Raw genomic sequence first — 14,515 nt, 5'->3', positions numbered from 1 at the left:
GGTTGTTTCTGCGCGTCTGCGGCCTCGGGCTTGCGGGCGAGCCACAGCGAGACGGTGAGCTGCTGACGGTCGTCGTGCTTCTCGGGCGCGAGGCTCTGCACCTCGATGCCGGAAAGACCCGCCTCGTTCAGCCAGGCCGTCACCTGGTCCGGCTCGAAGCCGAGGCGCTCGTGGGCGTGCTCGTCGCGCAGGCTCTCGATCTCGTGGGGCGCGAAGTCCACGATCAGGAGCCGCCCGCCGGGGGCCAGGATGCGCGCGGCCTCGCGGATGGCGTGGGCCGGCTCCGAGAGATAGTGCAGCACCTGATGGATCACCACCCCGTCGGCGACGCCGTCGGGCAGCGCCACGTTGTAGATGTCGCCGTGGCGGACCTCGGCATGGGCGAGACCCGACGTCTTCAGCTTCGAGCCGGCGTAGGCCAGCATCGACTGGTTGACGTCGAGGCCGAGCCCGCGCGCGTAGCGGCCGGCCAGCACCTCGAGCATGCGGCCGGTGCCGGTGCCGAGGTCGACCAGGAGCTTGAACGGCGGGCCGGCCAGCGCCGTGGCGATGGCGGATTCCACCGCGGTCTCGGAGACGTAGAGCGCGCGGATACGGTCCCAATCGGCCGCGTGCTGGCGGAAGTAGGCCTGGGCCGCGGCCTCGCGCTCGTGCTTCAGCGCCTCCGCACGGGCGGCGTCGCGCGTGAGGACAGGATCCCGCCGGTCGACCGTCTCCAGGATGCGGCGTACGAGCCTGCCACCTTCGGAGCGGTCCGAGACGTGGAAGTAGACCCAGCTTCCCTCGCGGAAGCGCTCGATCAGACCGGCCTCGGCCAGGAGCTTCAGGTGCCGGCTGATGCGCGGCTGGCTCTGGCCCAGGATCTGGGTCAGGTCCTTGACGTTGAGCTCGCCGGCCGCGAGCAGCACCAGGATCCTGAGGCGCGTGCTTTCGGCCGCGGCCTTGAGGGCCAGCACGAGGTCGTGGGTATCGAGCGTTCCGGACATGGCTGCATCCACCTTGTCCGGACAAGATATAAAGATATGTTTATATGTCAAGCGGCGCGTGACCGCCGACCTCTGCTCCCCGCGCTGGTAACCCCGCGGAAAGCATAAATGACTAAACATCGGCGCTCGAATCGAATCCTGGGGGGCGGGATCACATGCACGGCACGTTCGTCGGTTCTCTTTCGTCTCAGTCAGCGTCTTCCTCCACTGCTCGGCCAAACCCGTTTCCGCTCGTGCTCGAACAAGCCGCCGAAAGCCGCGGACGCTTCGTTCTGCTGGCCGTGCTCATCCCCGTGCTGGTGGCCCTGCTGACGCCGTTTTGGCTGGTTTTCAGCCAGCTTGCGTCCGATCCCGCGGCACGCGCCATCCTGGCCGGGCGGCCGCTGATCGGCGTCCAGCTCCTGGCCGGGCTCGCCCTTCTGATCTGGATTTTCGGCTGGCCGCTGGCGCATCTCTGCCGCAGCCTCGCGCGGCGGCGCGTCACCATCGACGGGGCGCTGGTGCGATCGGACGCCGTCGGACTGTTCGCTGCCTCCTCATGGACCGAGCCGCTCGCCCACTACGCGGGCCTGTCGCACCGGGTGCGCACGTCGCTTTCGGGCGTCCGCCAAGAGCTGATCCTGGTGCACCCCAGGGGCTCGCGATCGGTTGTGCTGCAATCCGCGCCCCAGATCTCAAGGGACGCCGTGGAGACCGCGGCGCGACTTTTCGCGCTTGCCGAAATTCCGTCCCGGGAGGCCGCTAGCCTTATGCCCGTGCACGGCTATTCTCGTCTTTCAGAGCCTCAGCCGGCGGCCGCCGGGCTCTAATCCTGAGCCTTTGACTAAGGCGCGCGCGCATGCTGAATGAGGGAGCGCGGTCAATTTCCCTAGGGGGGAGCGGGCCGCGACCGGATTTGCGGAGCAGAACTTGATGACCATGGTTTGCCAGCGCCTGTCCCAGGGGGGAGCGGGCCTCGCGCTCAAAGCAGCGGCTCTTTCACTGTCATTCCTCGTTCTCATGGCGGGCTCCGGCGCGGCGCTTGCCGAAACGCCGGCAGGCTTCATGCAGCGCGTCGCGAACCAGCTTATCGCGGCACAGCGCTCCGGATCCGAGAACGACTACGCGACCGTGTTGCGCAGCCACGCCGACGTGCCGACCATCGCCATTAACGCGCTCGGCTCCTATGCGCAGAGCCTCGCCAAGTCGGACCGCCCGGCCTACTACGCCGGCATGATCAACTTCATCGCCCGCTACGCCGCCAAGGAAGGGCCGAAGTATCCGGTGGCCAAGGCGATCATGGTCGGCCAGACGCAGGAGACCGCGAGCGGCATCTACGTCGACAGCCGCGTCACGCTCCGCAGCGGCGAGACCTACGACGTGCGCTGGCGCCTCGTGCGGCGGGGGGGCGTGTTTAAGGTGCGCGAGGCGGAGGTCATCGGCTTCGAGATGACGACGTTCCTCAATACCCTGTTCCAGAACTACATCTCGGAGAACGGCGGCAATCCGCGTACGCTCGTGATCGCACTCAATCGCTGAGGCGCACGACCGCACCATCCGATCCGGCATCGGCGCACACCGCCCTTGGCCGGTACGCCGGCCGCGATGTCCGCCCGCACGGTGCCCCGCGCCCCCGTGGCGCACGCGGTTCCCGTGCCTATCCGGAGACGTCATGAAGCCCGACACCCCCCGTCCCCGCCGGCTCAAGGACTATCGGCCGCCCGCCTTCCTCGTCGACCATGTTGACCTCGACTTCGCGCTCGATCCCGAGCGGACCGAGGTGCGTGCGCAGCTCAAGATACGGCGCAACCCGGCGGCCGGCGCGGCGGCGGGACGCAGGCTCGCGCTCGACGGCGAGCAGCTCGAGCTCGCCCAGATCGCCATCGACGGCAAGCCGCTGGCGGCGAGCGACTACAGCCTCGACGAGACGTCGCTCGCGATCGCCAAGGTCCCGGCGCGCCCCTTCACGCTCGAGCTCGTGACCATCGTCAACCCCGAGGCCAACAAGGCGCTGCAGGGGCTCTACCGGTCGCGCGGCGTGTTCTGCACGCAGTGCGAGGCGGAAGGATTCCGGCGCATCACCTTCTTCCCCGACCGCCCGGACGTGCTCTCAACCTATACCTGCCGCATCGAGGCGGACGCGGCGACGGTGCCGGTGCTGCTCGCCAACGGCAATCCCAAGGCACGCGGGCGGCTTCCCAAGGGCCGCCATTTCGCCGTCTGGCACGATCCGCACCCCAAGCCCTGCTACCTGTTCGCACTGGTGGGCGGCGACTTGAGCCCCATCGCCTCGACGTTCACGACGGCCTCGGGGCGCAAGGTCGATCTCAAGATCTACGTCGAACACGGCAAGGAGGCGCGCGCCGAATGGGCCATGGACGCGCTCCGCCGCTCCATGCGGTGGGACGAAAAGCGCTTCGGGCGCGAGTACGACCTCGACGTGTTCAACATCGTCGCCGTGTCCGACTTCAACATGGGCGCGATGGAGAACAAGGGCCTCAACATCTTCAACGACCGGCTGATCCTCGCCTCGCCCGACACGGCGACCGACAGCAACTTCGAATCCATCGAGAGCGTGGTGGCGCACGAGTATTTCCACAACTGGACCGGCAATCGCATCACCTGCCGCGACTGGTTCCAGCTCTGCCTCAAGGAAGGGCTCACGGTCTACCGCGACCAGGAGTTCTCGGCCGACGAGCGGGCGCGCACCGTGCAGCGTATCGTCGACGTGCGGCTCCTGCGCGCCACGCAGTTCACCGAGGACGCCGGCCCGCTCGCGCATCCCGTGCGCCCCGAGAGCTACATCGAGATCAACAACTTCTACACGGCGACAGTCTACGAGAAGGGCGCCGAGCTCGTGCGCATGATCGAGACCATCCTCGGCGACCATGATTTCCGCCGCGGTATGGATCTTTATTTCGAGCGCCACGACGGGCAGGCGGCGACCATCGAGGACTTCCTCCGCTGCTTCGAGGATGCCTCGGGGCGCGACCTCTCCCACTTCAAGCTCTGGTACTCGCAGGCGGGCACGCCGGAGCTCGTCTGCGCGCTCGCCTACGACAGGACGAAGAAGGAGGCCCAGCTCAAAATCGAGCAGGTGCTGCCGCCGACGCCCGGTGAGAGCAAGAAGAAGCCGCTGCACATCCCGGTCAGGGTCGGACTCATCGGCGGCAACGGGCAGGAGATCCCGCTCAAGCGCGAGACCGGCGAAGCCATCGCCGACGGCGTGCTGCACGTCACCAAGCGCACGCAGACGTTCCGCTTCGCGGACGTCCCCTCGCCGCCGGTGCCGTCGATCCTGCGCGGGTTCTCGGCGCCCGTGAACCTCACGCTCAATCTTTCCGACCGCGACCTCGAGTTCCTGATGGCGCACGATCAGGATCTCTTCAACCGCTGGCAGGCGGCCAACACCTACGCCACGCGCACGCTGGTCGACATGGTGAAGAGCCTGCGCAAGGGCGAGCGCGCAACCCAACGCGCGACCGGCTTCGTGAAGGTGCTCGGCGCAGCGATTGCGCACGGCGACCTCGAGCCCGCCTACCGCGCCGAGCTGCTCAAGCTGCCGAGCCAATCAGACATCGCGCGCACGATCGGGCGCAACGTGGATCCGGGCCTCATCTTCCGCGCGCACCGGCAGCTCGCCAAGCTCGCAGGCTCGGTGCTCGGCGACGAACTCAAGGCCGTCTACGAAGAGATGCGCGCCGACGGCGCCTTCTCTCCGGATGCGCAGAGCGCGGGACGGCGCGCATTGCGCAACGCCGCGCTGACGCTGCTCACGGCGCGCGGCACGGCCGCGGACGAAGCGCGCCTTGCGGATCACTTCTTCAAGGCCGGCAACATGACGGACGAGGCGCACGGCCTGATGCTCATTGCGGCCGGCGCAGGCGCCGTGCGCGAGAAGGCGCTCGCGCGTTTCTTCGACCGCTGGAAGGATGACCACCTCGTCATTGACACCTGGTTCGCCGCTCAGGCGCAGTCGCCGCTCCGGCCGGCGCTGGCACAGATCAAGGCGCTCACCCGCCATTCCCTCTTCAGCCTCACGGCGCCGAACAAGGTCCGGGCGCTGATCGGCACCTTCGCCATGCAGAACCCGGTGCAGTTCCACCGGCCGGACAGCGCCGGCTACGCCTTCGTGGCCAAGCAGGTGCTGGCCATCGACCGCTTCAACCCCTCGATCGCGGCCCGGATGTTGGGCGCTTTCCGCATCTGGCATGCCCTCGAGCCCGAGCGGCGGGGGGCCGCGAAGCGCGTGTTGCAGGGGATCGCCAAGACCCCGGACCTCTCGCGTGACGTGTTCGAGATCGTGACCAAGATGCTAGATAAGTGACACCCCAGAAAACTCTGATTGGGCTCATTTAATCTCCCTCGACAGGCGCGACTCGAATCGGTGAAGTAAAGGTGCGAATCGCCGGCGTACCGGTGAAATTCTCGTCACGCGCAACACTCAAAAAATCGAACGGAGATGCAGGATGGCTGGGACCCTGTCGGCCTGTCCAAGGGAGGAGTCTGCGCTCGAGAAGGACGCTGGTCCGGCCCGTGACGGGGCGGCTTTCCTGCCGCTTCTGGACGGCCCCGGAGCCGTCCGCCTGCTGCAGGGGGCGGTCGCCGTTCACAGCTCGGCGCTGGCTTTCACGCTCTTCCATCCGATCTCGCTGCCGTCGCTCGCGGCCCTTGCCAGCGGGCTCGTCGTCTCGCTGGTGGCACTCGCCGTGCCGCGGCTCGCACCTGTCTCCTCGGCTAGGCCGGCCGAGGCGAAACCCGTTTCCGATCTCTCCCCGCCGCAGGTGGGCAGCGGGGCCTTGCCCTCCCCGCTGCCCTTCATGGGGGAACGGATCGCGCTCAGCCAGGACGCCGCCCAGCTCACCGTGCTCGCCCGCGCCGCCGCCCGCCTCGGCCGCTCGGCGCAGGCGCGCGCGCATCCCTGGGGTGACCTCATGGCGCGCGTCAGCCACGAGTTGCGCACGCCCCTCAACGCCGTGATCGGATTCTCCGATGTCATGCAGTCCGAGTTGCTGGGACCGGTCGGCCACCCGCGCTATCGGGAGTACGTGCGCCATATCGGCGACTGCGGCCGCGACCTCCTGAAGTCGGCCGAGGACACGCTGGCGATCACCTGCCTGCTCGACCACGACCCGGCGGCGGCGGTCGCCACCGGCGTCGATCTCAGGATGATGGTGGAGGAGGCGTGGGCGTTCCATGCCGGGCCGAGCAGCAGCCACGGCCTGAGCCTCGACCTGCATGTCCCGGAGGATATCGAGGTGCTGGTCGAGCGGCGCCCGATGCGGCAGATCCTCATCAACCTTCTCGCCGAGGCTGTGCGGCGCGCGGATGCCCGCGGCACCGTCGGCGTGGTGGCGACCGTCGACGGCGATCTGGTGCAGGTCGAGGTGTATCTGCGCGGCCAACCGGGCGCGCCGAGCGTGGGCCAGGCGTCGCTGCCGATCTGCCTCGCCCGCGCACTGCTCGAGCTCAACGGCGCGTCGTTGATCGAGGTGGACGATCCGCACTCGACTTGGCGCGCAGTGACCGTCTTGCGCTGCGTTGCCCAATGCGACTTCTTCGAGCCGCTGCCCGAGACGAAGCCCGTCCACCACCAGCCGGCGACCCACTTCTGCCAGGTGGCCTGCGCGTAGACCGCGCCTCGAGTGTTTCCCGATTCAGAAAATAAGTGCTGCGCCTCTCACCCGGCCGCTGGCGCGGCCGACTTCTCCCCCGTGAGAAGCGGTGAAGGGCGCGTCACACGGCAGAGGCCCGGCCTCAGTTCGCCGGGGCGTCGGCGGTCTCGTCCTTCTTGGATTTGCGCTCAGGAAGGGGCTGGCTCTTCTTGCGCCACCACTCCGCCAACGTGCGCCGCTCGTCGGCGCTCAGGCGCTCCACGTGGCCGAGGAAGATGCTGACCGCCTCCTGGCGCATGGCCTGCTCCTTACCAGTCACGGCGGAGATGGCGCTTTCGAGCGCGGCGCGGTCGAACGGTTCGGCGTCGAGCTTGTCGGCCGCCTCGCGGCGCTCCGTGCGGATGTCCTCGACCAGCGGGCGCAGCTTGACCCGGTCGTCCCGCAACTGCTTGCGGATCTCCTTGCGCCGCTCCTCGGGCAGCGTGCGCGTCAGCCCCATGAGGCCGAAGTCCTCGCCGCGCGGATGGCCACCGAAGCGCGGATGATGCTTGCCGAAGCCCAGCATGCTGCCGGCCACGATGCCAAGCACCAGAAGATTGAGGGCGAGCGACGCGATCAGCGCATACTTCACGCGCCGCGATGTGCCCGCCGGCCGCGCCGGGCCTGGCTCAGTGGTCTCGCTCACAGCAGATCCTCCTCGAACATGCTGATGGCGTCGCTGTCGAAGGCGAGCTGGGCGGGGTCGATGTCGGTCTCATAGGAGGCCTCGGCAACCAGCGGCGCCATCGCCGCGTCGAAGGTGCCGGCCATGCCGAACACGGTGCCGAGCACGAGCGAGGCCGCGAGCAGCGCCGCCGCCGGCCACTGCCCCTCGGCCGCCGTGCGGCGGTCGAAGATCGCCCAGGCAACGCGCGCCTTGGGCGGCGCCACCGCCGGGGTCTCGGCCATGGCAGCCGCAACAATGCGGTCGGCGAGCGCGCGGGTGTCGAGCTCCGGCTCCGGCGCAAGGTCGAGCAGCCGGTCGAGCGCCTCCGCCTCGCGCAGGCGCGCCTTGGCCGCCGCGTCCTGGGCAAGCAGGCCAGCAAAGGTCCTGCGTACCGGCGCCGGCCAGCGCGTGCGGTCGCTCCCGAAGCGCTCGAGGACCTCCTCGAGGGCCTCGAGACCCGCTCCTTCATTCATGCTCTTCCCAGTCATTCTCGTCGTCCCGGCTTTGCAACGTCATGTCTCGCTTTGCAGCAAGCTCTTCCAATCCTTCTCCAGGCTCGCGCGCAGAGCGCGCCTGGCGCGGGCCAGCAGGCTCTCCACGGCCTCGTCCGACACGCCCAAAATCTCACCCACCTCGGCCTGGCTCAGGCCCTCGTGGTGGAAGAGCGTCAGAGCGCGGCGCTGCCGCTCGGGCAGCGCATTCATCGCCTCGCCCACGCGGCGGGCCAAATCCTGCTCCTCGAGCCCCACGGCCTGGCTCGGCGGCTCAGCCTGCTCGGGGACCTCGTCGGTCACCACCGTGCGCCGCGTCGACCGGATGCGGTCGAGGCAGAGGTTCGAGGTCACCCGGCGCAGCCAGGGCCTGAGCCCCTGCGGCCCGAGTTCGAGCGTCTCGGCAGCTCGCCACAGCCGCAACAAAGCCTCCTGCGCGACGTCGTCCGCCTCCGCCTCGTCCCGCAGCATGCGACGGGCAAGCGTCACGATGGAGCCGAGATGGCGATCGACGAGGATGCGAAACGCCTGGGCGTCCTGCCGGGCGACGCGCGCCAGCAGCACGCGGTCCTCCGGAGCATCCGGCCACGGCCCTGTCCGCACGTTGGCTCCCGGCGTCGTCCCCATCGGTCCGCTCGGTCCCGACCCCACCATCACTCCGTCACGTCGCAAGCGTCCGCTGGGCAGCGTCACAGCTCTCTGCTCCGCAGATGTTCTCATCGGCGAGAACGGACGTACCCATTGGAATCCGTCGCAGTCTACTTGATTAACCGTCCGAACTGTACCTCGACGCCGGCCAGGGTCTCGCGCAGATGCCGCTCGAGGGCGGTGAAATCCGGGGCGTCGCCGGCCCGCGCCAGCAGCGCCTTGAGGCCGCTCGGTGCCGTGGCGTGGTCAAAAGACCCCTCAATACAAAGCCTTATGATCTGCGTAAGGTTGTGGATCAGGCGCGTGGCGCGCTTGAGCTGGTCGGCATTGGCGGCCGGCAGGAGGCCCGCCGCCGCGAGCTTGCGGTAGGCGGCCAGCGTATTCTGATCCAGCACCTCGGGATGGCGCGCGGCGTGGACGAGTTGCAGGTGCTGGGCGATGAACTCCAGATCCACCAGCCCGCCGCGCACCTGCTTCAGGTCCCAGATGTCCTCGGTGCCCTTCTCGGCGGCGATGCGGGCGCGCATGTCCAGCACGTCGCGAGCGATGGCGGCGGGATCGCGCGGGCGCACGAGCGTGTCGCGGATGGCCTCCTCGACCTTGCGGCGCAGCTCCGCCGGCCCCGAGACCACGCGGGCGCGCGTCAGGGCCATGTGCTCCCAGGTCCAGGCCTCCTTGGCCTGGTACTCGCGGAAGGTCGAGAGCTGGGCGGCGACGGGGCCTTTCTGGCCCGACGGGCGCAGGCGCATGTCGACCTCGTAGAGCGCGCCCTCGGCGGTGGGCGCCGAGAGATGCGAGATCAGGCGCTGCGTGTAGCGGGCGTAGTACTGGCTGGGGGCGAGCGGCCGCGCGCCGTCCGACTGCACGGCGGCCTTGTCGAAATCGTAGACGACGATGAGGTCGAGATCGGAGGCCGCCGTCATCTCGCGGCCGCCGAGCTTGCCCATGGCGAGGACGACGGCGCCGCCGCCGGGCAGGCGGCCGTGGGCGCGCTCGAGCTCCTTCTCCACGTCGTCGGCCAGCGCGGCGATCAGCTTCTCGGCGAGCAGCGCGTAGGCCTCGCCCGCCTCGCCGGCGTTGACGGCGCCGGAGAGCACCTTGACGCCGATCAGGAACGCCTGCTCGCTGCCCACGACACGCGCGCGGTCGAGCACGTCCTGGGCGTCGGTGGCGCCGGCGAGCTCGGCGCCGATCACCTCGCTCAGCTCCGTGGATGAGGGCGGGGCCGCGAACGTGCGCGGGTCGATGACTGCGTCGAGCAGTCGGCGGCGGCGCGAGAGGATGCGAGCAAGCCGGGGCGCTGTGCCCATGATGTCGGTCAGGAGCCGCATCAGCGCCGGGTTGGCCTTGAGCAGGGAGAAGAGCTGCACGCCGGCCGGCAGCTCGGCGAGGAAGCTGTCGAAGGTGGCGATGGCGCGATCGGGATCGGCGGTGTCGGCGAACGCTTTCACGAGAACCGGCTGGACCTCGGTCAGAAGCTCGCGCGCACGGGCCGAGCGGACGGAGGGATAGCGGCCGTGGTGCCAGCCGCGGACGGCGGCCAGCACGTCGCTCGGGCGCGCGTAGCCCATGCGGGCGAGTGCAGCCACCGTGTCCGGGTCATCGGTCTCGCCGGCGAACACGAGGTTCTGGCCTTCCGTTGTCAGCTCCGGGGCATCCTCGAACAGGCGCGCATAATGACCCTGCACGCGCGTCAGCACATCCAGGATGTCGGTCGAGAACGCGGCCAGGTCCTTATAGCCGGCAAAGCGCGCGAAGCTTTCGAGGCGCGCCCCGTCCTTGGGCAGCTCCTGGGTCTGCTCGTCGGCCACCATCTGCAGGCGGTGCTCGATCCAGCGCAGATAGAGATAGGCGTCGGCCAGCTCGTCGGCAGCGGCCTTCTCGAGCCAGCCGTAGGCGACGAGCACGCCGAGGGCCGCCAGCGTGCGGCGTGCGCGCAGGTTGCGCTCGCGGCCGCCGGCAATGAGCTGCTGCGTCTGCACGAAGAACTCGATCTCGCGGATGCCGCCGGCGCCGAGCTTGATGTTGTGGCCGGCGACGCCGATGCCACCGAAACCGCGGAAGGCGTGGATCTGCCGCTTCATGGCGTGGATATCGGCGATGGCCGCGAAGTCGAGGTTGCGGCGCCAGATGAAGGGTGCCAGCTCGGCGAGGAACGCCTCCCCCGCCTCGATGTCGCCCGCGACCGCGCGCGCCTTGATCAGAGCCGCACGCTCCCAGTTCTGACCGAAGCTCTCGTAGTAGAGCGCGGCGGCATCCGTCGAGAGCGCGATCTGGGTGGCGCCGGCATCGGGGCGCAGGCGCAGGTCGGTGCGGAAGACGTAGCCGGCAGCGGTGCGCTCGTCGATCAGGCGAACGAGGTCGCGCGTGAGCCGCACGAAGAACGTCGGCGGCTCGAGGCCGGGCTTCAGCCGCGCGCGCGCCAGCTCGTAGAAGACGATGAGGTCGATGTCGCTCGAATAGTTGAGCTCGAAGGCGCCGTACTTGCCGACGCCGAGGACCATGTAGCCCGAGGAGAGATCGGGGCGGTCGTCGCCGGGCTCGGAGAGCCAGTCGCCTTTGGCCACGGCCTGGCGCAAGAGAAAGCGGACGGCGCCCTTTAGCGCCGCGTCGGCGGTGTCGGACAGCGTACGCGTGACGTCGTCCACGCTCCACACGCCGGCGAGGTCGGCGAGCGCGGTCAGCAGTGCCACCTCGGACTTGTAGATGCGCAGCGCCGCCATGGCGTCGGCAAACGTATCGACCTCCGCGAGCTTCGCCGCGAGCGTCCCGGTCAGATCCGCGAAGCGGCGCTCGGGAGCCGTACGCAGGAGGCGCTCGAAGCGCCGCGGATCGCGCGTGATCTCGGTCTTGAGATAGGGCGAGCCGGCGACGATGCCGGCCAGCAGACCGCGCACCGGGGCTTTCCCGGCGAGCGCGACCAGCCCGGCAAGCGCGCCCTCGCGGCGCCAGTCCTCGAGGATGGGATCGAGGCTCGCGCCGTCCTGCGGGTCCTGCGGCAGGCGCTTCGACGTGTCGATGCGCTCGAGCAGCGTGCCGTCCGCCGCGATCTCACCTGCCATGCCGTTGCTCCGTCTCGTCCGAGCCGTCGCGGCCCGTTGGGACCGTCTATTCATTCATTCCCGCGAGAGCAAGCGCGGGAGTTGGACGAGCGCACCCCACTTTCCTCCCCCGTAGGGGAGACGAAGGGGCTCCTCTAGGAGGTGGACCGGGTGTCGGGCGCGAGGGGGAGCGTGACCACGACGCGGAGACCGGGGGCGTTGTCCTCGAGGCGCACGCTGCCGTTGTGCAGTCGCGCGACGGCCGCGACGAGGCTCAAGCCGAGACCGGTGCCCGGCTGCGTGCGGCTCTTTTCCAGGCGCACGAAGCGACGCAGCGCCCGGTCGCGGTCCTCGGCGGCGATGCCGGGGCCGCGGTCGGCCACCGAGATCTCGGCCACGCCGGACCGCGCCCTGACCTTCACCGAGACGGCGGCTCCGCTCGGCACGCTGCGGCGTGCCACGGCACACTCGGCGGAATACTTGATGGCGTTGTCGGCCAGGTTGGCGACGGCCTGGCCCACGAGCTGGCGGTTGGCGCGTATCTGAATGCCGTCGCCCGCCTCGATGGCGAGCGTCAGCCCCGCCTCCTCCGCCACGGGCTCGTAAAGCTCTGCGACGTCGCGCACGAGACGGCCGAGATCGAACACCTCGGCGCTCTCCTCCACCACGCCCGCCTCGAGGCGGGCGATCAGCAGCAGCGCGTTGAAGGTCTTGATGAGGTCGTCCGCCTTCTCGATGGCGGCCTCGAGTCCCTCGCGGTAGCCCTCGGCGCCGCGCGGGTCGCGCAGTGCCGCCTCGGCGCTGTTGCGCAAGCGGTTGAGCGGCATCTTCAAGTCGTGGGCGATGTTGTCGGACACCTCGCGCAGGCCGTTCATGAGCTGCTCGATGCGGTCCAGCATGCCGTTCAGGCTAGCCGACAGCTCGTCCAGCTCGTCGCCGCGGGCCGTCACCGGCACGCGGCGCGAGAGATCGCCGGCCATGATCGAGCGCGTGGTGGCGTTGATCACCTCGATGCGGCCGAGCACGGCGCGTCCCACGGCGAGGCCCGCGATCACGGCGGCGAGCGCAAGGATGCCGAAGCCCCACAGGAACGTGCGCTTGATGCGGGCAGCGAGCGCGAGCTGCTCCTCGACGTCGCGGCCGACGACGAGGCGCTGGCCACCGCCGATCGCAACCGGCACGGCGACGCCCAGGCGATCGCTGCCGGGCGCATCGCCTTCGCGCGCGTAGCGGAAGACGCCGCCGGTCGCGCTCTCGGCGACCTCGCGGGGAAGCGCGTGCAGATTTCCGGCGAGCTTCTGGCCGCCGGCGTCCTGCAGGTAGTAGAGGCTCGTGCCGGCGACGCGGCTCCTGACACGGATGCGCTCGGCGAACGCCTCGGGCGTGGCGGTGGCGGCCTCGTGCGCAAGCTCCGCCGCCTCCCCGCGCAGCTCCTCCACCACGTGGTCGGTCAGCAGCATGTTGGTCTGCCAGAACAGCAGGCCGACGATCAGGGCAGACACGAGGAGGAACGCGGTCGCGCTCGCCGCCGCGAGGCGGAACGCCTGCGTCGCCATGGTGCGCACGACGAAGTCAGAGAGCGCCGTCACGGACCATGTATCCGGCGCCGCGCACGGTGTGGAGGAGCGGCCTGTCGAAGCCCTTGTCGATCTTCGAGCGCAGGCGCGAGACGTGCACGTCGATGACGTTGGTCTGCGGGTCGAAGTGATAGTCCCATACGTTCTCGAGCAGCATGGTGCGCGTCACCACCTGCCCGGCGTTCTTCATCAGGTACTCGAGCAGGCGGTACTCGCGCGGCTGGAGCTGGATCGGCTCGCCGGCGCGCGTCACGCGGTGGGACAGGCGGTCGAGCACGAGGTCGCCCACGGCGTAGCGCGTCTCCTGCTCCTCCGGGATGGCGCGGCGCCCCAGCGCCTCGATGCGCGCCAAGAGCTCGGTGTAGGCGTAGGGCTTGGTCAGGTAGTCGTCGCCGCCGGCGCGCAGGCCCTTCACGCGGTCGTCGACGTCGCCCAGCGCGGAGAGGATGAGCACGGGTGTGCGGTCGCCCTCGTTGCGCAGCGTCTTCACCACCGAGAGGCCGTCGAGCTTCGGCAGCATGCGGTCGACGATCAGGATGTCGTAGGCGTCGGTCTGGGCCATGGCGAGGCCGGTCTCGCCGTCGCCCGCAACGTCGGCGGAATGGCCGCTCTCCTTCAGCGACTTCTGCAGAAAGTGCGCCGTCTCGCGGTCGTCTTCGATCACCAGGACGCGCATCGATCGCCTCGCTTGCGAAGATTCCCTCCTTTGCCGGAGGAAGGCATGAGCTGAGATACATCGGGGCGGCCCGGCTCCTCAAGAGCCGCGCCGCCCCTCTTTTTCCTTAACGTCGGCCGGGAACCGGCCCTCAGCCCTTCTTGAGCTGGATCGGCACGATGCGCCGCTGGTCCGCCGACTTGATGTAGAGCATCACCGCCTTGCGGCCGAGATCCTTCGCCTTCTGGACCCCGTCGGCGACGTCGGTCGGACCCGCCACCGTGGCCCCGCCGACCTCGAGGATGATGTCGCCGGCCTTGATGCCCTTCTCGGCGGCGTCCGAGTCGGGATCGACCTCGGTCACGGCCACACCCTCGTCTCCGCCCTTGGTCGGGGCGAGCGTCAGGCCGAGCTGCTCGAGCGCGGTCGTGGTCGGATCGGCGGACTTGCCCTGCTCGAGCTTGGCGATCTCCTCGGTCGAGCCCGGGAACTTGCCAAGCTTGACCTTGACGACCTCTTCCTTGTTGCCGCGCCACACCTTCACGTCGACCGTGGTGTCGGGCGCATAGTCGGCGATCTTGCGCGCCAGATCGCGGCTGTCGGAGATCTTGTCGCCGTTCACCTGGACGATCGCATCCTGCACCTTGAGGCCGGAAGAGGAGGCCGGGCCGCCCGGCGTGACCTCGCTCACGAGCGCGCCCTTGGCCTCGGCGAGGCCGATGGCGGACGCCGTGTCCTCATCGACGTTCTGGATCTTCACGCCGAGCCAGCCGCGGCTCACGGTGCCGCTCTTCTTCAACTGCTCGATGACGTCGAT

General features: G+C 69.3%; 12 protein-coding genes. 4 read left to right on the top strand and 8 right to left on the bottom strand.

The annotated features are described in order from the left end of the window. A partial coding sequence (locus IT540_RS17955; protein WP_291180993.1) for a metalloregulator ArsR/SmtB family transcription factor occupies positions 1–986 on the bottom strand: 986 nt, incomplete at its 3' end. Between the two features lie 233 nt (positions 987–1,219). Here IT540_RS17955 and IT540_RS17950 point away from each other — a divergent pair. The 4 genes from IT540_RS17950 to IT540_RS17935 all read left to right on the top strand — a co-directional run bounded on the left by IT540_RS17950 (position 1,220) and on the right by IT540_RS17935 (position 6,598). After that, the gene (locus IT540_RS17950; protein WP_291180991.1) at positions 1,220–1,795 is read left to right on the top strand and encodes a hypothetical protein; all 576 of its coding nucleotides are present in this window, start codon (positions 1,220–1,222) and stop codon (positions 1,793–1,795) included. 103 nt (positions 1,796–1,898) lie between these two features. Then, complete coding sequence (locus IT540_RS17945; RefSeq protein WP_291180989.1) at positions 1,899–2,504, top strand: ABC transporter substrate-binding protein; 606 nt, start codon at positions 1,899–1,901, stop codon at positions 2,502–2,504. 133 nt (positions 2,505–2,637) lie between these two features. Beyond that, positions 2,638–5,292 (top strand): aminopeptidase N, encoded by a 2,655-nt coding sequence (gene pepN / locus IT540_RS17940; RefSeq protein ID WP_291180988.1) that lies wholly within the window; start codon positions 2,638–2,640, stop codon positions 5,290–5,292. Between the two features lie 142 nt (positions 5,293–5,434). Further along, positions 5,435–6,598 carry a HAMP domain-containing sensor histidine kinase gene (locus IT540_RS17935; RefSeq protein WP_291180986.1) on the top strand — a complete coding sequence of 388 codons (1,164 nt, stop codon included), beginning with the start codon at positions 5,435–5,437 and terminating at the stop codon, positions 6,596–6,598. A gap of 124 nt (positions 6,599–6,722) precedes the next feature. On the opposite strand, the gene IT540_RS17930 is transcribed toward IT540_RS17935, so the two are convergent. The 7 genes from IT540_RS17930 to IT540_RS17900 all read right to left on the bottom strand — a co-directional run. Then, positions 6,723–7,265 carry a periplasmic heavy metal sensor gene (locus IT540_RS17930; protein ID WP_291180985.1) on the bottom strand — a complete coding sequence of 181 codons (543 nt, stop codon included), beginning with the start codon at positions 7,263–7,265 and terminating at the stop codon, positions 6,723–6,725. Further along, a complete protein-coding gene (locus IT540_RS17925) occupies positions 7,262–7,774 on the bottom strand; it encodes a hypothetical protein (protein WP_291180984.1) in 513 nt (170 codons plus the stop codon). Before IT540_RS17925 ends, IT540_RS17930 begins: the two co-directional genes overlap by 4 nt. Positions 7,775–7,798: 24 nt before the next feature. Further along, positions 7,799–8,404 (bottom strand): sigma-70 family RNA polymerase sigma factor, encoded by a 606-nt coding sequence (locus IT540_RS17920; protein WP_291180982.1) that lies wholly within the window; start codon positions 8,402–8,404, stop codon positions 7,799–7,801. A gap of 131 nt (positions 8,405–8,535) precedes the next feature. Beyond that, positions 8,536–11,487: a bifunctional [glutamine synthetase] adenylyltransferase/[glutamine synthetase]-adenylyl-L-tyrosine phosphorylase gene (locus IT540_RS17915; protein WP_291180980.1), complete on the bottom strand. Its 2,952-nt coding sequence runs from the start codon at positions 11,485–11,487 to the stop codon at positions 8,536–8,538. Positions 11,488–11,621: 134 nt separating this feature from the next. After that, a complete protein-coding gene (locus tag IT540_RS17910; RefSeq protein WP_291180978.1) occupies positions 11,622–13,055 on the bottom strand; it encodes an ATP-binding protein in 1,434 nt (477 codons plus the stop codon). Further along, positions 13,039–13,719 carry a response regulator transcription factor gene (locus IT540_RS17905; protein WP_291180976.1) on the bottom strand — a complete coding sequence of 227 codons (681 nt, stop codon included), beginning with the start codon at positions 13,717–13,719 and terminating at the stop codon, positions 13,039–13,041. Before IT540_RS17905 ends, IT540_RS17910 begins: the two co-directional genes overlap by 17 nt. A gap of 130 nt (positions 13,720–13,849) precedes the next feature. Next, positions 13,850–14,515: PDZ domain-containing protein (locus IT540_RS17900; protein WP_291180974.1), on the bottom strand; the 666-nt coding region annotated here is incomplete at its 5' end.

This window comes from Hyphomicrobium sp., assembly GCF_020852195.1.
Classification (GTDB): Bacteria; Pseudomonadota; Alphaproteobacteria; order Rhizobiales; family Hyphomicrobiaceae; genus Hyphomicrobium_C.
The sequence above is the reverse complement of the archived record's forward strand: the minus strand, read 5'-3'. Positions and strand labels throughout refer to the sequence as shown.